Annotated in this window: 18 protein-coding genes and 1 pseudogene; 8 read left to right on the top strand and 11 right to left on the bottom strand. The window is 71.6% G+C overall.

The features are described from left to right. Nucleotides 1-177: 177 nt before the first annotated feature. From NXY84_RS12795 to NXY84_RS12770, 6 genes are all read left to right on the top strand, one after another. Nucleotides 178-1,560 carry a PAS domain S-box protein gene (locus NXY84_RS12795; protein ID WP_258723467.1) on the top strand — a complete coding sequence of 461 codons (1,383 nt, stop codon included), beginning with the start codon at nucleotides 178-180 and terminating at the stop codon, nucleotides 1,558-1,560. A 157-nt stretch (nucleotides 1,561-1,717) separates the two neighbouring features. Continuing rightward, nucleotides 1,718-2,074 (top strand): STAS domain-containing protein, encoded by a 357-nt coding sequence (locus NXY84_RS12790; protein WP_258723466.1) that lies wholly within the window; start codon nucleotides 1,718-1,720, stop codon nucleotides 2,072-2,074. Between the two features lie 316 nt (nucleotides 2,075-2,390). Next, nucleotides 2,391-2,738 (top strand): hypothetical protein, encoded by a 348-nt coding sequence (locus NXY84_RS12785; RefSeq protein WP_258723465.1) that lies wholly within the window; start codon nucleotides 2,391-2,393, stop codon nucleotides 2,736-2,738. Nucleotides 2,739-2,804: 66 nt separating this feature from the next. Beyond that, nucleotides 2,805-3,302, top strand: coding sequence for an ATP-binding protein (locus tag NXY84_RS12780; RefSeq protein WP_258723464.1), 498 nt, complete (start codon nucleotides 2,805-2,807; stop codon nucleotides 3,300-3,302). A gap of 238 nt (nucleotides 3,303-3,540) precedes the next feature. Continuing rightward, on the top strand, nucleotides 3,541-3,906 hold the full coding sequence (locus NXY84_RS12775; protein ID WP_258723463.1) for an ATP-binding protein: 366 nt from the start codon (nucleotides 3,541-3,543) through the stop codon (nucleotides 3,904-3,906). A 925-nt stretch (nucleotides 3,907-4,831) separates the two neighbouring features. Continuing rightward, entirely contained in the window at nucleotides 4,832-5,212 is a 381-nt protein-coding gene (locus tag NXY84_RS12770; protein WP_258723462.1) for an STAS domain-containing protein, read from the top strand. 543 nt (nucleotides 5,213-5,755) lie between these two features. Here the strand turns inward: NXY84_RS12770 and NXY84_RS12765 are convergent. The 10 genes and pseudogenes from NXY84_RS12765 to NXY84_RS12720 form a co-directional block, all read right to left on the bottom strand. Further along, nucleotides 5,756-6,904: a VanZ family protein gene (locus tag NXY84_RS12765; RefSeq protein WP_258723461.1), complete on the bottom strand. Its 1,149-nt coding sequence runs from the start codon at nucleotides 6,902-6,904 to the stop codon at nucleotides 5,756-5,758. An 81-nt stretch (nucleotides 6,905-6,985) separates the two neighbouring features. Then, nucleotides 6,986-8,050, bottom strand: coding sequence for a YdcF family protein (locus NXY84_RS12760; RefSeq protein ID WP_258723460.1), 1,065 nt, complete (start codon nucleotides 8,048-8,050; stop codon nucleotides 6,986-6,988). A gap of 169 nt (nucleotides 8,051-8,219) precedes the next feature. Further along, nucleotides 8,220-8,360, bottom strand: coding sequence for a hypothetical protein (locus tag NXY84_RS12755; protein ID WP_258723459.1), 141 nt, complete (start codon nucleotides 8,358-8,360; stop codon nucleotides 8,220-8,222). A 176-nt stretch (nucleotides 8,361-8,536) separates the two neighbouring features. Beyond that, entirely contained in the window at nucleotides 8,537-10,390 is a 1,854-nt protein-coding gene (locus tag NXY84_RS12750) for a lipase family protein (protein ID WP_258723458.1), read from the bottom strand. A 33-nt stretch (nucleotides 10,391-10,423) separates the two neighbouring features. Continuing rightward, nucleotides 10,424-10,759, bottom strand: a complete 336-nt coding sequence (locus NXY84_RS12745) for an ANTAR domain-containing protein (RefSeq protein WP_258723457.1) — start codon at nucleotides 10,757-10,759, stop codon at nucleotides 10,424-10,426. A 270-nt stretch (nucleotides 10,760-11,029) separates the two neighbouring features. Beyond that, on the bottom strand, nucleotides 11,030-11,269 hold the full coding sequence (locus NXY84_RS12740; protein ID WP_258723456.1) for a hypothetical protein: 240 nt from the start codon (nucleotides 11,267-11,269) through the stop codon (nucleotides 11,030-11,032). A 364-nt stretch (nucleotides 11,270-11,633) separates the two neighbouring features. Continuing rightward, complete coding sequence (locus NXY84_RS12735) at nucleotides 11,634-12,704, bottom strand: zinc-dependent alcohol dehydrogenase (RefSeq protein WP_258727208.1); 1,071 nt, start codon at nucleotides 12,702-12,704, stop codon at nucleotides 11,634-11,636. After that, nucleotides 12,701-13,090 (bottom strand): PfkB family carbohydrate kinase, encoded by a 390-nt coding sequence (locus tag NXY84_RS12730; RefSeq protein ID WP_258727207.1) that lies wholly within the window; start codon nucleotides 13,088-13,090, stop codon nucleotides 12,701-12,703. The genes NXY84_RS12735 and NXY84_RS12730 overlap by 4 nt, the downstream gene beginning before the upstream one ends. 112 nt (nucleotides 13,091-13,202) lie before the next feature. Then, nucleotides 13,203-13,739: pseudogene (locus tag NXY84_RS12725) on the bottom strand (PfkB family carbohydrate kinase); the annotation flags it as partial. After that, nucleotides 13,736-15,040, bottom strand: coding sequence for an MFS transporter (locus NXY84_RS12720; protein WP_258723455.1), 1,305 nt, complete (start codon nucleotides 15,038-15,040; stop codon nucleotides 13,736-13,738). The pseudogene NXY84_RS12725 and the gene NXY84_RS12720, both read right to left, overlap by 4 nt. A gap of 195 nt (nucleotides 15,041-15,235) precedes the next feature. Between NXY84_RS12720 and NXY84_RS12715 the strand changes: the two genes are divergently transcribed. Then, a complete protein-coding gene (locus NXY84_RS12715; protein WP_258723454.1) occupies nucleotides 15,236-16,159 on the top strand; it encodes an AraC family transcriptional regulator in 924 nt (307 codons plus the stop codon). Here NXY84_RS12715 and NXY84_RS12710 read toward each other — a convergent pair. Continuing rightward, on the bottom strand, nucleotides 16,095-17,069 hold the full coding sequence (locus NXY84_RS12710; RefSeq protein ID WP_258723453.1) for an EamA family transporter: 975 nt from the start codon (nucleotides 17,067-17,069) through the stop codon (nucleotides 16,095-16,097). The genes NXY84_RS12715 and NXY84_RS12710 overlap by 65 nt on opposite strands. Before the next feature lie 67 nt (nucleotides 17,070-17,136). Here NXY84_RS12710 and NXY84_RS12705 point away from each other — a divergent pair, with 67 nt between their 5' ends. Further along, nucleotides 17,137-18,003 (top strand): LysR family transcriptional regulator, encoded by an 867-nt coding sequence (locus tag NXY84_RS12705; RefSeq protein ID WP_258723452.1) that lies wholly within the window; start codon nucleotides 17,137-17,139, stop codon nucleotides 18,001-18,003. The last annotated feature ends 191 nt before the right edge of the window (nucleotides 18,004-18,194 follow it).

Raw genomic sequence — 18,194 nt, 5'->3', positions numbered from 1 at the left:
TGCGGATCGAGCAGGGCGGCGTGCGGAGCGGTGGGTGGTCTTTGGCCGATCGGACGTCGCGCACCCGTGGTGCGCGTTAGCGTGCGGGAGTGCGTGACGTCATGGAGGGCTCCCGGCGCCGGCGGCGATCGCCAGATCGGCAGCCGCAGCACCTGGTCTGTGCGTGGGGGTGGGGCGGTGCCGACTCCTCCAGCTGACGTGCAGTCGGGACACAGGCTGCACCTGTCCGGGGAGATGCGCAGCGCCCGGCGCGCGCGGGCCCTGGTGCGCGAGGTCCTGACCGCCGCCGGGCGGGTCGAGTGCCTGGACGCGGCCGAGCTCGCGTGCACCGAGCTGGTGACGAACGCCGTCCTGCACGCCCACACTGATCTGGTCCTCACCGTGCGGATCGGGCCCGGTGACGTGCGTGTCGAGGTCCGTGACTTCAACCCTGCGCTGCCGGTGCAACGGCACTACGGCGTGGAGTCGACGACCGGGCGCGGGCTCGGGCTCGTCGCGTTGGTGACGGACACCCATGGCGTCAGCGACGTCGACGAACACGGCAAGACCGTGTGGTTCACCGTCGGAGCCGCCGGTATCGGTCCTGCGCAGCACACCGCGCAGTGGGAACCCGAGAGCGCGGTTGGAGTGAGCAGTGCTGGCGACCGTGGGACGGGCGGAACGGTGCAGCTGCTGGGGATGCCGGTGGGGTTGTGGCTGGCGGCGTTGGAGCACCACGACGCGTTGCTGCGCGAGCTCGCCTTCGTGCACGTGCGCCACCCCGTGCACGGCGTGGATCTCGCGGCCGCTGACCGCGCCCGACGGAGAATCTCGTCGGCGGTCCTTGCCGCGCAGGCCTCGAATGAACCCCCTCCCGTCGGGGCATCACCGCACGGGTGCCTGGCGGGGTCGACTTCCTCGTACGAGGCGCGAGACATCGTGCTGGACGTGGCCGAGGGGATGTCCGCGGACGTTGCCGCGCTGCAGGAGGCGCTCGACGTGGTCGAGGCGTTCGCCCGGCAAGGGCGTGCTTTGGTTCGTCCGGGACTCCCGGAGATCGTGGCCGTGCGGGACTGGGCGTGTGGGCAGATCATCGCCCAGCTCGGTGGTGTCGCCCCGGCGCCGTGGCGGGGCCGCTTCGACGAGCACAGGCGCTCCGCGACTGACCCCGACGCGGCGATCCAGTTCGAGGGGGTCCTCGCCGACGTGCGCCGCTCGTCGCGCAGGCTGGTCGCCGCAGACGACACCAACCGCATCGTCGCCGTGAGCGGTCCCCTCGCATCGACACTGGGTTGGAGCCCTGACGAGCTCGTCGGCCGGCGCATCGTCGTGCTGATCCCCGAACGGCTCCGCGACGCGCACGTGGCCGGCTTCACCCGGCACCTGACCACCGGCCAGAGCCACGTCCTCGGCTCCCCGCTCGCCCTGCCCGTGCTGCGAGCCGACGGCACCGAGCTCGATTGCCACGTCCTGATCGACCAGATCCGGCACACCCCGGCCCGCACGCTCTACCTGGCCGCGATCGACCCCGACCCACTGCACCCGCCGCAGGTCGCTTCCGCTGCCAGTCCGAACCGATGACCCACGGAGGTCCAGCGGACCGGCGCGAGCACGCCAACTGACGAGGTGACCCAACAGTTCACAGCCTGAGCCGAGGTCATGACCCCGGCCGCGCCCTGGTCACCTCGTCCCGTGGCAGGATCAGCGCTGTTGCTTCGGCCACGAGAGGCGGCACGACATGTCCCCGGGTGCGCACCCGCCCGACCCGGACGGCCCCATCGGGTTCGTCCGGGTCGTCCCCACCGCTGATGCGGTCCTCGTGACGCTCACCGGAGAGATCGACGGCGAGCTGGGTGACGCCCTGGACGCAGCCGCTCAGACGGTGCGCGACCTCGCGCTGCCGGTCATGGTCGACGCCACCGCCGTGACGTTCATGGACTCCACCGGGGCCTGGTTCCTGTCCCGGTGCTGCACCCTCGTCCCGATCGTGGTCCGGGCATCACCGCAGGTGAGGTTCCTGCTCAAAGTGCTCGCGATGGACGATGTCCTCGCTCCCGACCCACCTGCCGATCCCAAGCCGGCAGCCGAGGGCTGACTCGCACGCGCCGAGCAGAGACGAGGACCGACCTCCCTGCGGGCGTCGCAAGCCTGCGCCCTCAGTCTGCGGTGCGGACGGGCGCTTGCGGGGCCTACCGAGCCGCCACCAGGCGCCCGGCCCTTTCCCGGGTGAGACTGAGGGTGCCGACGGTGTGAACGCTGCGGGCAGGCTCGGGGGGGGCCACACGACATGGAGCTTGTCGCGCGCGCAGAGCTGTCGTTCGTCACACAGGCCCGACGTCGGGTCGCGGAGCACGCGGTGCGGGGCGTCAGCGCAGCAGAGCCGGGTCGCCGCGCTCCTCACCAGCGAGGCGGTGTTCGACGCCGTCGTCCACGGAGCGGCGGGCGGGCCGATCCACGTCGTGGCCGACGCGCTGGGACGTCGACTGACCGTGTCCGTCCGTCACCAGACCCGGCACTCGGACGACCAGGCGGTGCTGCCGTCCGACTGCCCGTCCGACCGAGAACAGCTCTTGATGATTTATCTGGCCGAGTCGTGGGACATCGCGAACGAGCCGGGTGCTCAGGTCGTCCGTTTCGTCCTGGCGATCGACGCCCCGGCAACGCGACAGGACCAGACCGGCACCACGGTCCACCAGCTCGCACGGCACTGGGCGGCCTGCGACCTGCTGAGCTGCGTCCCCCAGCCGCGGTGCCCGTGAACCGGCCGCTCCGGCGCCCACGACCCGGAAGCGGCGGACCTCGGCCTGTGCTGCGGGGACGCACCGATGCGCGCCTGCGCGGGTTCGCTGCGCCTGGCACTCGACCGCGGACTCACGGCGCCGGTGCATCCGGCACCGCAGCCCGGCGCTGGTGGCTACGGCTCGGACGTCGGCGCGCAGGCCGACCCGCGCTTCGTGACGTACGCGCGCCAGCACGTGGTGATCAATGCGCTCCGCTTCGGGGCGTCCCTGGACGCGAGCTTCACCATCGAGGTGCTCACGAGCGAGCTCGTCACCAAGGCCGTGCTCCATGGACGCGCCTGCGGATACGTGCAAGTACGCGCCAGCTACTCAGGCGGAGCGTTCACCGTCGCGGTCAGCGACCAGAACCCGCAGCTGCCGATCCTGCGCCAGTCCCACCCGGAACGACCCGTCCGGACGCGGCCTGCACGGGGTCCACACCCTCGCCACCGCCTGGGCATCGACCCGGCCACGACGGGCAAGACCGTCTGGTTCACCCTCCGCCTCGCCCACGGACACGACCAACCTGTCAGGGACGCCTGAACTGACCGGCACACGCACCACGCGGTGATTCGGCGTCAGGCTCGGGGCATCACCGCAGACGGCGGGTGCGTGCCTCGATCACGCGACGCACCGCCCCGTGACGCTTCCTTGCGTGCTGGGGAGGCGCCCGCAGCAGGCGGCGTACCGCTCACCTAGGATAGGCGAGCCTTCAATCACCCTGCGTCCGCGCGAGGGCTCGGGCACAGTGGACCCTCCGTACCCATGACAGCGAGGATCCATGCAGGTTGCAGCGAAGCGTGAGGCGGCTCGGCTCGGTCGACGGTGGACGAGGCGTATCGCGCGTACGTACGGCGCCGATGACTCCACCGTCCAGCTCGTCGAACTCCTGACCAGCGAGGTCGTGACGAACGCGGTGAAGTACGGCCAGAACACGGGGCCCATCGACATCGACGTGCAGTGCCACGACGACACCCTGACCATCGCCGTCAGCGACGACAACCCGACCCCGCCGACGCTCAAGCACCGCCCGCCCCATGTGCCCGGCGGGCGTGGCATCCAGCTCCTGGAACGCCTCACTACTGAATGGGGCTGGCGCCCTCAAGCGCATGGCAAGAGCGTCTGGTTCACCGTCGCCCTACCCTGAGTGCGCCACGCACCTCGTCAGCGTCGCCCGACCCGCCGCCGACCGCAGCAGCTGCTGGTGTCTGAACCCGGCACTTCACCCCAACGAGGACCCGCTCAGCACGCCTCGTGCGACGGCCCGCGCTGCGGCCCTCGTGCTTCGTCCCATGCACCTTGGTGCCGGCTCTCGTAGCAGCGCAACGACGAGGGCCAGCACGGGCGACGTGTCAGCGACGCACGCGTGGACCGGGCAAGACGGCTGGTCCCGGCCCGGCCCGGCTCCGGCGACGAGGCCGGCCCGGATCGACGTCCTGGGCCGCGGGTGGGGTCCTAGGATTCCCCCGACTCCGGGGAGAGCATCTCCTCCATGCCCGGACCTGGATCAGGAACTGCACCGGGCGGGAGGCTGCGACGGTGACGGCGCCGCGCAGGTATAGGCGCGACAGGAACGCCGCGCCGGCGGAGTCCATGAATGTCACCGCGCGAGCGTCGACCATCACGGGGAGCCCGAGCGCACGGATGACGGCGACGGCGGCGTCCAGGTCGTCGACGAGCTGACGGTCGACTTCGCCCGCCAGTGTCACCCGCACCGCGTCGAGGCACGGCGCGACCTGCACCGTCCCGGCTGCGCTCGGCAGACCGCTGGTCCTCTCGCTGTCCACGCCCCAGGTGCTTCCTGGGCAACGAGCAACGCCGCGCCATTGTCCACGAAGGAATCACGTGTCCTCGGTCTAGCACCAGCGACCTCGCGCACGCAGTTGCGCGGCCGCGGGTCTCAAGGAGCAGTTTCGCCTGCGTGCGCCCGGACGAGGACAGGGACATGCACGGCGAAGCCGTTGCAGTAGGTAGTGGAGACACCCGCATGCCAGGCCCGACGGAACCCGCGGAGGAAAGCTGCTCCTCGAGCACACGTGGTCGTCAGTGGTGCTGCGGGCAGGTACCTCGGCATGGCACGATCTGCCCGACAGTACGAGGTGAGAGGCGGGAGGGACGTGAACCGCAGTGAGGGCGTCGCCGGGCCTGACGGCACTGCTGGGGCGATCCGGCGGGAGATGCGCGGGGTTGCGCTGCACATCACGTTGACCGGAGAGATCGACTGCGAGCTCGACGACGACCTCGCCGAGGCCGCGCACACCGCAGTGCAGCGCCGGGTGCCGGTCATCGTTGACGCGAGCGCCGTGACGTTCATGGACTCCACCGGCGCGGCCTTCCTCTCCGGCCTGTACCGGGAGGTTCCCCTCACCGTCATAGCCTCGCCTCCCGTCATGTTCCTGATGAAGGTGCTCAGCCTCGAGGACGTCGTGGCCGCTCCGCACCTGTCGGCCTGACGCGGACGGTCACCTCGAGACGCGGGGGCTTCCCCCAGCGCTTGCTGCTGCATCCGTGATGTGGGCGCGGAAACGTCACGATCGTTTAGGTGCATCTGGGCAGGTAGGTGGTGGCTGGCGACGAGCTCGGCCCGGATGACCTTTGTCGGATGTGGGCGGCACCAGACGACTTCGACGGACAGGCGCTTGGCGATCTGCAGTCCGAACCCCTTCCGCCTGGCGGCCGGTCGCTGGCGATGAGTGGCTCGCTGCTCGGGTCGTGGTCGGCCACGGTGAGCAGGAAGTGGTCCCCGTGCTGGTGCAGCTCGACGATCGTGGGTGGCAGTCCGTGGCGAATGGCGTCGGTCGCGAGCTCGGAAGCGACTGGCACCTGGTTCTTGCCTATGCCGTCGAGGCGCAGCTCCGTGTCCGCGGAGGGTGCAAGCGTCGATCTCCAGGCGCACTGCCTCGCGCAGGGCGTGCAGATCAGGGGGTGTGAAGGCGCCGCACGACGCGTTCGTGCTACCTGGTGCGGAACGGCGCTGCGCGGGTCTCATCACGTCCTCACGCCTCGCGCGTCGGTCGTCCTTCCGCTAAGAGATGCGCTGGTGCGGCGCTCTGTGCACGTTCGTCGTCGAAGTGAGCACCCGTGAGCACCGCGGAGAGTCCACGCTGCTGGGTGAGGGGCACCGCGATGAAGGCGGCCAGCAGGAGAGCGTTGGCCAGGAGCTGCGCCGCGTCCCCCAGGGCTGTCCCGGCCTGCCAGCGCGCGCAGAACAACGCCAGCGCGTAGGGGCCGGCGATGGCCGCCGCTCGGGCGAGGCGCCGGCCCGGGGAGGGAGCGTGCGCCCAGAGCGGAACCAGCCGTACCGCCCGCTGCCCCAGGGACGCTCCATTGCCTCCTGCCCATGCGGGCAGGAGGAACACGCACAGCGCCGGCAGCAGTGTGTAGAGCGCCGCCCCGGCAAGCGTGGACCGGGAAGGCAGATGACCCGTCGCGGCCAGGACCACCATCCGGTATCCGATCAGCAGGGTGTAGCCGAGGACATGGAAGGTCGTCAGGTCTAGCGCCATGCCCAGCCAGCGCCGTGCGCTCGTGACCGGTCGCGGCAGCTGACGGGTGGCGTCGAAGGAGTGCGGAGAGGGCACCCACCACAGCACCCACCGCGCCAGCGCCGCCCCGAGCAGGGCGCCAAGGGTGTTGGCGAGCAGGTCGTCTACGTCCGCCACGCGGTAGGCGCACTGGTAGATGCCCCACACACCGCTCAGCTGGGTGCCTTCGATCAGTGCCGAGACGAGCAGGCCCGATGCGGTCGCCACGGTGAGCGACCGACCCCAGAACCCCCTGACCATCAGGCCCCAGGGGACGAACAGGATGACGTTGAAGAGCACCTGCAACGTCACCCGACTGGTCAGCAACCCCGATGGCCCGGCTCCGGCCTGGGCTATGTCGGCGACGAAGTGAAGGGGACGCCACTGCGATCCCGCGGCGGCAGTTGCGCACCAGTCCCCGCGGCTGGCCGGTAACGGCAGCAGCGTGTAAGCGAACAAGGCGGTGCCGTACACGCCCACTGCGGCCGCGCCCACGACCCGACGAACGCTGAACTGCCCGTAGCGCCGGTACTGGTACGCCAGGATCGGTACCAGCAGCAGCGCGAACGTGAGCACCCCGACGAGCACACCGAAGTACGCCGGCCACACCCACACGTCCATCGCCGCACCCCCGTCTCATCCAACGTCACCGAGCGGTCTGCGCCAAAGCGCCGCGCCGCACGCCCACGGCCAGCGGCGAGGTCAGCCGGGAACTGCCGCCCCAGCACGCAAAGACCATCCGACCAGGACCGACGTGCTGACCACGAGCAGACCGGCCCACGTGAGAAGCTGTCGGTGCTCGAGCATCACGGCCACGAACTCTCGCAGGTACGCGCTGGGCCAGAAATATCGCGCCGTCGGTGCACCGATCGCTTGAGCATCGATGCCCAGGCGGCGCGCGAGCATCGCAGCACGAGGGGCGTGGTAGTTGTTGGTCACGATGACGTACGGCCCTTCGTGGCCGTTCTCCTGCAACAGCTCGACGCTGTAGCGCAGGTTCTCCCGCGTGGTGCGAGCGCGGTCCTCGACGAGGATGTCCTCAGTGTCAACACCATGCTGGCGCAGCCACTCAGCCATGGCGTCCCCCTCGGCGACAGGCTCGTCCCCGCCACGCCCGCCGCTGGGCACGAAGAGAGGCCGTTCCCCTGATCGAGCACGTGCTTCGGCCGCATTGAGGGCGCTGCGCAAGCGGGCCGCGAGCAGCGGTGAGACGGCTCCGTTCACCAGGCCGGCGCCCAGCACGACGATCGCGCGCGCCGGGGCGCGCCGGGCCAGGCGCGCGTACAGCGCGGTGTGCACCACGAACACGAGGAACAGAAGCCCGGCACAGGCCTCGGCCGTCAGTAGGCCCACAGCCAGTCCGCCGGTCACCGGGTTCTCGTGGCGCACCAGCACGACGAGGACGGCGGGCAGGAGCAACAGCGCCAGGCCGGTCAGCAGCGAAAGCGCGTTCCCCAGCGACCGGCGCTCCCGGCGCAGCATCAGCACCCCGTCAGCGATGAGCAGCAGCGGGAGCAGCAGCAGCCCGAGGCCGATGACGCAGCGCACGATCAAGGACACAACTTCGGCAGCAGTCTCCAGGGCACGCGTGCTGGACACCACGAACACGAGGAAGCCCAGCACGTAGTGCAGCAGAACGATCAGCAGGAAGCCGTTGCGAAGCGAGCGTGGATCCTGCTTGAGGGACCACGCGAGCAGGCCGGCAACCACCAGCACGCCGACGAAGGCGATCAAGGCCTGAACGAGGAAGCTGGTAGTGACGCTCACCCCCGTGACCCTAGACAGACGAAGCCAGGTATGGAGGGTCAACGGGTACGGTGCGGCCGGCCCCCGCGTCGAGCGTCAGGCGTGCGCGCGCGCTGGCCGCCGCGCCGGAGTCTCGCGGGCAGCGGTGGTGCACGGCTCGAGCGCGCCCAGCAGCTCATCGTCGCCCCGGTCACTCAGCGATCGCCGCCGATCGGCTCGAGCGCAGCGAGACGCGCTCGGTCTCGGCGAGCAACGACGTCTGGTCGGCTGCCCAAAGCTCCGCGGCGTCGCGCAACGAGACCGCGCCGGCGGTGACGGGCGAGTCCAGCACTGAGTCCCCAGGCCGAGGATCAGGCCCTGTACTGGTATCGAGGAAGGACATGTCGGTACTGGCGGGCTCGGGCGCGTCGCTCTCTGGTGCAACGTCAGCCGGGACCGGCGGCTGCTTCGTCGGGATCTCCTCCGCGTGCCACCCCGACATCCCGGGGGCAGGGCGGTGCTGCCCGGTCAGCCGTCCCCGGACGGCGGGCACGTGCTCTCCTGCGCCCGTCCGGCGAGGCGGTCGAGGGTCCAGCGCTCGAGCTCGGCGGTCAACGGGGAGTCCGGCTCCAGGACGCTCATGTGCGTGCGGCCGGCGTAGGGCCGGAACGCCACGGGGACGCCGCGCTCGCACAGCATGGCGACGTAGTTGTCCTGGATCGCGGGATCGATGACCTCGTCGCTCTGCCCGTGGGCGACGAGCACGGGCGCCGGCCACGGCCCGAGCGGCACGTTCTCGCTGAGCCGCCGCCCGAGCACGCCGGTGGTCGGGTCGCGTCGCAGGATCGGGTCGCGGGAGATCGCGACGCCGGTGAGCGCCGTGACGAGCGTTCCCGGCTCGCTGGTGCACCGCGCCGCCGCCTCGTCCACGAAGGGGCGCGCCGAGGGGTTGACGGCGTCGTCCAGAGTGATGTCGGGGTACGTGCGGGCGTATGCCGCGGCGACGAACGAGATGCCGAGGCTGGCACCGGGCACCCCCGGGTGCCCGGTGACGGAGACGGCGAGCGCGACCGGGTCGCTCGCGGGCGACAGCGCAGCGGTGCCGACGACGTCCAGCTCAGGGGCGTACTCGGGTACGAGCTGACCGGCCCACAGCGCGGCGTGCCCGCCCTGGGAGTGCCCCCAGATCACCGTCTGGTCGGCCAGCCGCAGGCCATCGACGTCGAGCTCGTGCGCGGCCCGCACCGAGTCGAGGACGGACCTGCCCTCCCCTTGTCCGACGAGGTAGGGGAAGCTGCCCTCGGTGCCCTGGCCGATGTAGTCGGTCGCCACCATGGCCCACCCGTTGCGGGCGAGCGCGTCCATGCTGGGCATCCCCTGGGTCGAGACGGCGTTGCGGCCGAGGCTCGGTGCGCACGCGCGTGCGATGCCCACCGTGCCGTGCGCCCACGCCACGAGCGGCACGGGCTGCTCCGGCGGGTCCGACGGCACGGCCAGGACCGCGCTCGCGAGGCCCGGGACGCCGTCATCGGCGGTCGTCGTGTACAGGATCCGGTACGCGACGAGCCCGGCCGGCAGGTCGCCGTCGTAAGGCTCGCTGCGCAGGAGCCGCCCCGGCTCGGCAGGGACCGTGGGCGGCGCGTCGTAGAACCCGTCGAGCACGGGGACGCCCTGGCGGAAGGCGTGGCTCACCCCGAGCGTCCCGCCCGCGACGAGCAGGAGCAGGACCGCGGCGACCCACCGCGTCACCGTCCGGGCCGGCGTGCGGGACGACGTCGACCGGCCGGGTCGGACCGGCGGCTCGACGCCGTCCTCCGGGCCTCGCGCGGAGCGCGCACCCGAAGCGCGCCAGAGCAGCGACACCCCGAGCACGACGCTGCGCATGCCGAACAGCAGCGCGACGACGACGAGGGTCGCGTCGGGCCACAGGAGCGCGGCGGCGGCGAACGCGATCTCGGACAGCCCGAACAGCGCCGCGACGGCGCGGTCCGGGGTCACGCCCCGGAGCAGGTCGAGGAGCCTCGACACGCCGGTGACGAGCAGAAGGACCGCGACGGCGGGTCCCAAGACAGTGAGGCTCTGCCGGAACCAGACCAGCACGACGACGCCTGCGACGACCCACAGGACGCCGGTGACCAGCGATCGTCGGCCGTCCTCAGGGGTGCGCCCGACGAGGTCGCCGACCCCCGAGATGACGGCGCTGACGCCGATGTAGACCCCGAGGACTGCGAGCGAGCTCAGCGGCCGCGTGACGAGCAGGACGCCCAGGACCGTGACGGCGAGCCCCGCCACGACCAGGACGGCTCGCGGTGCCCGCTCGAGCAGGCGCGGCAGAGCACGGACGCGGGAGCTGACGCGCTGGTACGGGGTCGGGCGTGTCATGCGTCGCCTTCCGTCAGGGGCCGTCCGGCCACTCTACGGACGCGCGTGCGCTCCGATCGCGCGAGGCGATCGACGGGTCTGCTCGGTGTCCTTGAACGAACGTTGAGCACATGTACTGAGTGGGGCCGTGGAGCACACGGTGCGGACCGTGAGCGGGTGGAAGGGGTTGAGGACGGTTCTGGCGAGGGTGACGCCGCGGCGTAGGGCGCCCATGCGGAGGACCTGTCGCGCCTCGTCGGGGCTGACGCGCAGGGTGCCCATGAGGAAGCCCGCGGCGAGCTCGGTGTCGTCGAGCTCGGTGAGGGCTGCAGGGCCGCGGTAGGCGTCGTCGAGGGCGCGCCTGGGCAGATCCTGGTTCGGAACCGGCATCTCGCCGGGCGTGCCAGCAGCGGCGAGCACGGTCGCGAGGTCCTCGAAGGCGTGGGGGTCCGCGGAGTAGATCGCGAGGCACCCAGCGGCCCCGCCAGAGGTGCGCAGCGGCAGGGCGAGGCTGGCGGCGCAGCGGGCATCGGGGTCCCGTGCGCGTTGCTGGTGCCAGGCGGCCTCGTCGAGCTAGAGCTTCGCGCGCGCAGAGCACGCGCCGGACAGCGAGTTCGAGGAACGGTTCTTGCGACGAGGGCGCAAGAGGCGACCCCTCCATCACGACGCGTACTCGGGATCGAGCGCTTCCAGAGTGGCGCGCAGCTGATCAGACAGGCGCTCCGCTTCGTCTGCGGCTCCCGAGGCACGTGCGGCGCGGATCGCGTCCACGTACAGCGTTTCGGAGCAGGATTCCGCGAGCAAGCCATGTGTAGCAGTGAGGATAGCGCCCCGGAAGTCGCCGGTGGCGACGAGCCCTGTCGACAGGACGTGCGCGATGTCGACGATGGCGGCAACCATCGTCTGCGCGTCGTGTTCAGCCCAGCTGACTCGCTGCCATCGGTCCCGCAGAGCGGGCGATCCCGCACGAGCTCGTGGGTCCCGAGTGGCGCTTGGACGCCGTCTGTGTCTGTCGCGAGACCTTGTTCCGCCAGGCGCTGAAACTCGCCGCAGTCGGATGTCACGTCGGGGCCGAGGCGGTAGTGGCCGTTGGCGTCGACGGGCGGGAGGTCTTGTGCGCCGACGCGTTGGCGGGTTCGGTGGATGAGGCCGTTGCGGATCTGGTTGTCGACGCGCGGGCCGTGCCATAGGACTGCTCGGCCCCGCAGCGCGGGGTGCTCGTGGTCGGGTGTGCGGCCACGGGACAACGAGCACCCTGGGCCGATCAGGGGGCGACGAGCACCTTGCCGGAGCTGTCGGCGGCGGCTCGTTCGAAGGCGACGGCGACGTCGTGGAGGCTGTAGGTCGTAGAGATGATCTCGTCGACGGGCAGTCCGCCGTCGGCGGCGATGGCGATCGAAGCGTGGACGTCGGCTTCGGTGTAGGCGGCGCAGCCCTGGATGCGCAGCTCCCAGTCCTGGACGATCGGCAGGTTCACGGTCCCGGGGCGCGGCGGGACTCCGACGAGCAGCAGGGTGCCGGCACGGCGCAGGAGCTCGACGGCCTGGGCGATGGAGCGCTCGTTCGCGACGCAGTCGAAGACGACGTCGGCGGGGCCGCCGAGGGCGTCGGAGACCTGTGCGTTGACGTCCGGTGCGGATGCCAGTGCGCCGCCGGTTGCGCCGATGCGTACGGCGCGGTCGAGCTTGGCGGCGTCCATGTCGGTGACGACAACGGTGGCGGCGCCGGCGCGGAGCGCGGCGACGACGCACAGCACGCCGATGGTCCCGGCGCCGAGGACGACGACGCGGGCGCCGGTCAGGTCGCCGGCGATGCGGGCGGCGTGGACGGGTGTGGCCAGGCACTCCACGAGGACGGCGGCCTGGTCGTCGACGCCGTCGGGGACGGTGAAGAGGTTGGTGTCGGGAGCGAGGAAGTAGCCGGCCATGGCGCCGGACCGTTCGCGTGAGGGGTCGCACCCGATCCAGGCGAGGGTCTCGCACGCGTTGCTGCGGTCGACGCGGCAGTTCACGCACGTGCCGCAGGCGACGTTCGGCTTGAGCAGCACCCGCTGTCCGACGCGTGAGGTGTCGACGCCCGCGCCGACCTGGACGACGACGCCGGTGGCTTCGTGGCCGGGGACGTAGGGGGCGGTGAGGAAAGGGTGGTGGCCGGCGACTGCGTGGGTGTCGGAGCCGCAGATGCCGACCAGGGTGCTGCGGACGAGGACGTCGCCGGGGCCCGGGGCCGGGATCTGGGCGGCCTCGAGTCGCACGCCGGTGGTCGGCTCGGCGACGGCGCGGAGCATCGTGCCGGAGGTGGTGGGTGAGGTGGGGGCGTTCTGGACGAGGCTCATGAGGTGCTCCGCTCGGTGAGGTCGGCCGCGCGCCGGGGCGGCGTGCCGGTGGTGTTGTGCCGGGATGTGCGGGTGCGGGCTGGGCGGGCCGGCGGGGAGTCGGCCAGGTCGGTCGCGGTCGGGAGGTCGGCGCCGGGTCGTGACACCGTGAGTGCGGCGGCCCGCGTCGCTCGGGTGAGTGCCCGGGTGATGCGGGTGCGGTCGGCTGCGCGGAGCTCGTCGCGGTGCGCGGCGCCGAGGAGGTCGGCGAGGGCCAGCCCGTCGAGCAGCGCGGCCATGAACGAGTCGCCGGCTCCGACCGTGTCGGCGACCGCGACGGGGACTGGCGTGACCTCGAGCGGGCCCTGGCGGGTGAGGACGTAGGCGCCGAGGGCGCCTCGGGTCACCACGACGAGGGCGGGGCCGAGGTCGAGCCAGCGTTCGGCGACGGCGTCGAGTGTGGTGTTGGGGGTAGAGCCAGGCGATGTCCTCGCTGCTGGCCTTGACGACGTCGCTGAGTGCGACGAAGCGCTCGACGGAGGCGACGGCGTCGCGCCGCGGTCCGCACAGGGCCGGGCGGATGCTCGGGTCGAAGCTGGTCGTCGCGGTGCCCCGCACGTCGTGCATGAAGGTCTCGACGAGCGCGGCGCCCGGGTGCAGGGCCGTGGCGATCGAGCCGGTGTGCACGTGGGTGACGGACGCGGCCGGTCCGGCCATTCGGGGATCGAGCGTCCACCGGATGTCGAAGTCGTACATCGCTGACCCGTGGGCGTCGAGCACTGCTCGGGCGCTCGAGGTCGGTGATGCGGTGGTGCGGGCCTCGACGTGGACTCCTGCGGTCGTGAGTGCGCGACGGATCAGGTCCCCGTGGTCGTCGGCCCCGAGCTCGGTCAGCAGCGTGACGGGCCGCCCGAGGCGTGCGAGCCCGAGCGCCACGTTCGCGGGGCTGCCTCCGGCGTGGCTGGACCGTGTCCCGTCCGGGCGGACGACCTGGTCGACGAGCGCTTCGCCGACGACCAGGTACGCGGCGCGGTCCTCGGTTCGGGTCGTGGTCATCCCGCCACCGCCGCCGGGTGCGCAGCAGCAGCGGCGGCGGACCGCCGGGTCACGCGGCGCTCGACGATGCCGGGCTGGTGGGGGTGGATGAACAGCGTCAGGACGGCGCCGACGACGTACAGGCCGGCGTAGGCCCAGCACACCCCGCCGGGGCCGAAGGAGGGGAGCAGCACCGTGGCGATCGCCGGGCCGAGGAAGGTCGAGACGCCGGCGGCGAGGTTGTGCGCGGAGATCGCGGCACCGCGGTGGTCGGGTGCCAGGGCCGGGAAGATCGCGCCCATCGGGACGAACGCGGAGACCGCGATGCCGAGCAGGACGGCGGCGCCCATCATCAGCGGCAGGTTCGCGCCGAACCACTGGGGGATGTAATAGAAGGACAAGGTCGCCACGACGCAGCCCAGGCACCCGTACCAGCGCATCTGGCGCATCCAGCCGAACCGGTCTCCGATGCGGCCCCACATGATGTTCGTGAACAGGGTGACGGCGAACATCAGGCCCCAGATCCGCATCCAGTCCGTCACCTCGAACCAGGCGCGCCCGCCGCCGTCCTCGCTGGCGAGGTAGAGCGGCATGATCACGGGGAAGCCGAACAGGGTCAGGTTGCAGATGACCCGGACCATCGCGGCGAGCAGGATCTGCCGGTTCTCCCCGAGGATCGTCGCTCCGCGGGCGAGCTCACGCAGGCGCGCACGGCGGTCGTCGAGCTTCTCGACGAGTGCGGTGGCGCCGACCTGACGCGGGACGAGCACGACGCACAGCACCACGCCGGCGGCGACCCACGGCAGGGCGAGCCACAGCGTCGCGCGCTCCCCGACCAGCGGGATGAGCCAGCTGGGGAGGTAGGTGCCCAGGACGCCGATGCCCATCGAGTACGCGGCCCAGTACCAGCCCATCGCCGAGGCGAGCTTGCTGCGGTCCACGGACTGGGCGATCAGGACCACGAAGGCGTAGATGAACAGCGGGTAGGCCAGCGCCCGCGCGCCGTAGATCGTCAGGATCAGCGGCAGGCTGCCCGACCCGATCCCGAAGGTGAGGAACAGCACGTGCAGGACGAGCCACATCACCCCGCCGGTGATCATGACGCGCCGGGCCCCGAACATCTCCGCGATGACCCCTGAGCTCCACGCCGAGATCGCGGCGACGAACCCGTAGACGGTGAACACGAGAGCCGCGTCGACCTGGGAGTAGCCCAGGTCGACGAGGTACTTGGACAAGAACGTCAGCTCGAAGCCGTCGCCGGTCATGAACAGCGCGACGGCGACGAACCCGAAGATCAGCTTGCGTGGAAGACCGAGCAACATGTTGCCACCTCGAAAGAGGGGGACGGGCACCACCGTGTGCCGCGCCGTCCCGGTGTGAGCAGGACCTCAATCGTCAGATCCGGACGAACCGGTATCTAGCGCGGCAGAACTCGGTGAACTGATACTGAATTGCACGGTGCGCGCCGGTACGGAGTGCTGCCGTGCACGTCAGGCCCACCAACCGGCGGAGGCGCGATGACGCCCACCTCGAAGGTCGCGCCGCGCTCCCGCGGGTCCTTCCTCGCGCGTGATGCGGGCCGGGTGCCGGTGCGGGAGGCCGTCATGGCGGACCCGGACAGCATGGTGCGCTGGCACGAGCACGACTACCCGCACCCCCTCGCGCGCTGGCACACCCACCCGGAGGTCGAGTTCCACCTCATCCGTGCCAGCACGGGCCTGACCCTCGTCGGTGACCACGTCTCGGCGTTCCGGCCCGGGCACTTCGTCGTCGTGGGTTCGGGACTACCTCACGACTGGATCAGCGACCTCGAGCCGGGGGAGGTCATCGAGAAGCGCGACGCGGTGCTGCAGATCCACCCCGACCGGATGCGTCAGCTCGCCGAGGTGGTGCCGGAGGCGGGTGAGGCGGTGCGCCTGTTCGACTCGGCCGCGCGCGGACTGGAGTACACCGGGCCTGCCGCCGTGGACGCCGCCGGCCACCTCGAAGCGGTGGGCACCACGACCGGGGCAGAGCGCCTGCACCACCTCTTCGCCCTCGTGGCCGTGCTGGCGCGGGCGCCCGCAGACCAACGGCACACGCTGGCCACCGCGCGACTCGCGCGGTCCGCTGACCCCGGCGTCCAGCAACGGGTGGACACCGTGCTGCGGTACGTCACCGAGAACCTCGCGTCAGACGTGCGGATGAGCCACGCCGCGGAGCTCGTGGGCATGAGCCCCTCGACGTTCTCGCGGTTCTTCCAGCGCGCGGCCGGGCGCGGTTTCTCCGACATGGTGCGACGCCTGCGGATCGTGCACGCCTGCCGGCTGCTGGCCGAGACCAGCATGCCGGTCGTCGAGGTCTGCTACGCCGTCGGGTACACCAACCTGTCGAACTTCAACCGGCAGTTCCGCGCCGAGACCGGCACGACGCCCCGCGAGTACCGCCGCGCCGCGCCCTGAGCCGTCGGGCGGGGGAGGCCGTGACGGCCAGGACGTTCGTGATGACGACGATGCCGATGCCGACCAGCTCATGCGCGGCCAGTTCCTGACCGAGCAGCACCAGCCCCACCAGAGCCGCCAGTGCCGGCTGGGCGCTGGACAGCACCCCGAACAGCCGGGGCGGGACGGTGCGCAGCGCCACCAGGTCCACCGCGTACGGCACCACGGAGGACAGCAGCCCTGCAGCCACGACGCTTGCCACGGTCGAGGTGTCCCATCGGTCGTCGAAGGTCAGGACTACCAGGACCGGCAGGTATCCCAGCGCGCACAACCCGCTGGCCAGTGCCGGCGCCTGCAGCCCGGGCAGCCGCGCCCCGACGACCCGGTTCAGCACGATGTAGCCGGCCCAGCACGCCCCCGCCGCGAGGCCGAGCGCCACGCCCGGCAGGTCGCTCGCGGGGCCGGGCAGCACCAGCACGTACACCCCGGCCGCCGCGACGGCTGCGGTCACCGAGTCCAGCCGGGTGCGGGACGCGGCCAGTGCCACCGCCAAGGGCCCGAGGAACTCCAGCGTGATCGCCAGAGCCAGACCGATCCGCTCGATGGCCGTGTACAGGGTCAGGTTCATCGTGGCGAACACGAGCGCGAGCAGCAGCGTCGGCCACCACTGCGACCAGCTCATCCGGCGCACCGCTGGGCGCGCCACCGGCAGCAGGACAGCGGCGGCGACGACCTGCCGCGCAGCCACGACGCCAGCGGGCCCGACGACGTCGAACGCCTGCGCGCCCAGTCCCGCACCGACCTGGTTGCTCGTCGCGCTGACCAGCACGGTGACGACAGCACGCCATCGTGGTGTCGTCCGCTCGCCAGCATCGTCACGCAGGGAATGCGGAGCTGCGCTGCGGATCATCTGGCTCTCGGAATGGCCCATAGGACGAGCCTGATGACCCGACAGCGATGCGTGAAATGCAACGTGCGCAGTGCCATACGCTGTGCGTATGGCTGTGGAAGTGCGACACCTGCGGTCGCTGGTTGCGGTCGTCGACGAGGGCACGTTCACCGACGCGGCGATCGCCCTGAACACCTCGCAAGCCTCGGTGTCGCGCGCCGTGGCGGACCTTGAGCGATCGGTGGGCGCGCGGCTTGTGCAGCGCACCAACCGTGGTGCCCTACCCACCGTGGCTGGCACCCGCGTGGCCACTCATGCACGCCGGGTTCTCGAGGAGATGGACGCGATCGCGCAGGTCGCCACTGTGACCGGGACCGAGGTGCGGGTCGGCTACGCCTGGGCCGCACTCGGCCGGCACACCACCCCGCTCCAGCGACGGTGGGCCGCCGAGCACCCCGGCTCCACGGTGGTCTTCGTCCAGGCCGGCACGGCCACCGCAGGCCTGCTCGAAGGTGCCGCCGATATCGCCGTGACGCGTCGCCCGCTCGACGAGCGCCGGTTCGCCTCCGCCCTTGTCGGCGTCGAAGCCCGGTACGCCGCGCTGGCCACGGACCACCCCCTGGCGCGCCGGCGCAGCGTCCGCATGCGCGACTTCGCCGGGACCACCGTCGGCATCGACGCCCGCACCGGCACGACCACGGAGGACCTGTGGCCCCCCGACGCGGCGCCCGCCCAGACCCGCGACACCCACAACGTCGACGAGTGGCTCACCCTGATCGCCGCCGGGCAGGCGATCGGCATCACCTCCGAAGCCACCACCTGGCAGCATCCCCGTCCCGGAATCGTCTACCGGCCGGTGCGCGACGCCCCACCCGTCCCCGTCTGGCTCGCCTGGTGGCGCGACGGCGACCCCCCGCACGCCGCCGCGCTCATGCACCTCGCCGCCGAGCTCTACGCCGACGCCTCATCCAGCTGACCGTCGGTCCGCTCTGGGTGTGCTCAAACGAAGGTTTGAGTACATGTACGCGTGTCCAGCGGATTCTCTACCCAGGGGTCGGCGGGGTCGGGTCCGGTCCGGTCCGATCCGTTGCCTCATGGTTCAGCGGTCGCGGCGGAAGAGCCGGCGTCAGCGTGCGCGCCGCTGCTCGCGGTGCCGCTCGTCGCACT

This window comes from Cellulomonas sp. NS3 (genome assembly GCF_024757985.1).
GTDB lineage: Bacteria > Actinomycetota > Actinomycetes > Actinomycetales > Cellulomonadaceae > Cellulomonas_A.
The sequence above is the reverse complement of the archived record's forward strand: the minus strand, read 5'-3'. Positions and strand labels throughout refer to the sequence as shown.

What these genes read in the sequence shown, in the direction of transcription:
- NXY84_RS12735 (WP_258727208.1), bottom strand. Translation starts at nt 12,704, where the DNA reads ATGAGCCTCGTCCAGAACGCCCCCACCTCACCCACCACCTCCGGCACG.
- NXY84_RS12770 (WP_258723462.1), top strand. Translation starts at nt 4,832, where the DNA reads ATGGCACGATCTGCCCGACAGTACGAGGTGAGAGGCGGGAGGGACGTG.
- NXY84_RS12775 (WP_258723463.1), top strand. Translation starts at nt 3,541, where the DNA reads ATGCAGGTTGCAGCGAAGCGTGAGGCGGCTCGGCTCGGTCGACGGTGG.
- NXY84_RS12740 (WP_258723456.1), bottom strand. Translation starts at nt 11,269, where the DNA reads ATGGTTGCCGCCATCGTCGACATCGCGCACGTCCTGTCGACAGGGCTC.
- NXY84_RS12745 (WP_258723457.1), bottom strand. Translation starts at nt 10,759, where the DNA reads ATGCCGGTTCCGAACCAGGATCTGCCCAGGCGCGCCCTCGACGACGCC.
- NXY84_RS12705 (WP_258723452.1), top strand. Translation starts at nt 17,137, where the DNA reads ATGGCTGTGGAAGTGCGACACCTGCGGTCGCTGGTTGCGGTCGTCGAC.
- NXY84_RS12750 (WP_258723458.1), bottom strand. Translation starts at nt 10,390, where the DNA reads ATGACACGCCCGACCCCGTACCAGCGCGTCAGCTCCCGCGTCCGTGCT.
- NXY84_RS12720 (WP_258723455.1), bottom strand. Translation starts at nt 15,040, where the DNA reads ATGTTGCTCGGTCTTCCACGCAAGCTGATCTTCGGGTTCGTCGCCGTC.
- NXY84_RS12710 (WP_258723453.1), bottom strand. Translation starts at nt 17,069, where the DNA reads ATGGGCCATTCCGAGAGCCAGATGATCCGCAGCGCAGCTCCGCATTCC.
- NXY84_RS12780 (WP_258723464.1), top strand. Translation starts at nt 2,805, where the DNA reads ATGCGCGCCTGCGCGGGTTCGCTGCGCCTGGCACTCGACCGCGGACTC.
- NXY84_RS12715 (WP_258723454.1), top strand. Translation starts at nt 15,236, where the DNA reads ATGACGCCCACCTCGAAGGTCGCGCCGCGCTCCCGCGGGTCCTTCCTC.
- NXY84_RS12790 (WP_258723466.1), top strand. Translation starts at nt 1,718, where the DNA reads ATGTCCCCGGGTGCGCACCCGCCCGACCCGGACGGCCCCATCGGGTTC.
- NXY84_RS12765 (WP_258723461.1), bottom strand. Translation starts at nt 6,904, where the DNA reads ATGGACGTGTGGGTGTGGCCGGCGTACTTCGGTGTGCTCGTCGGGGTG.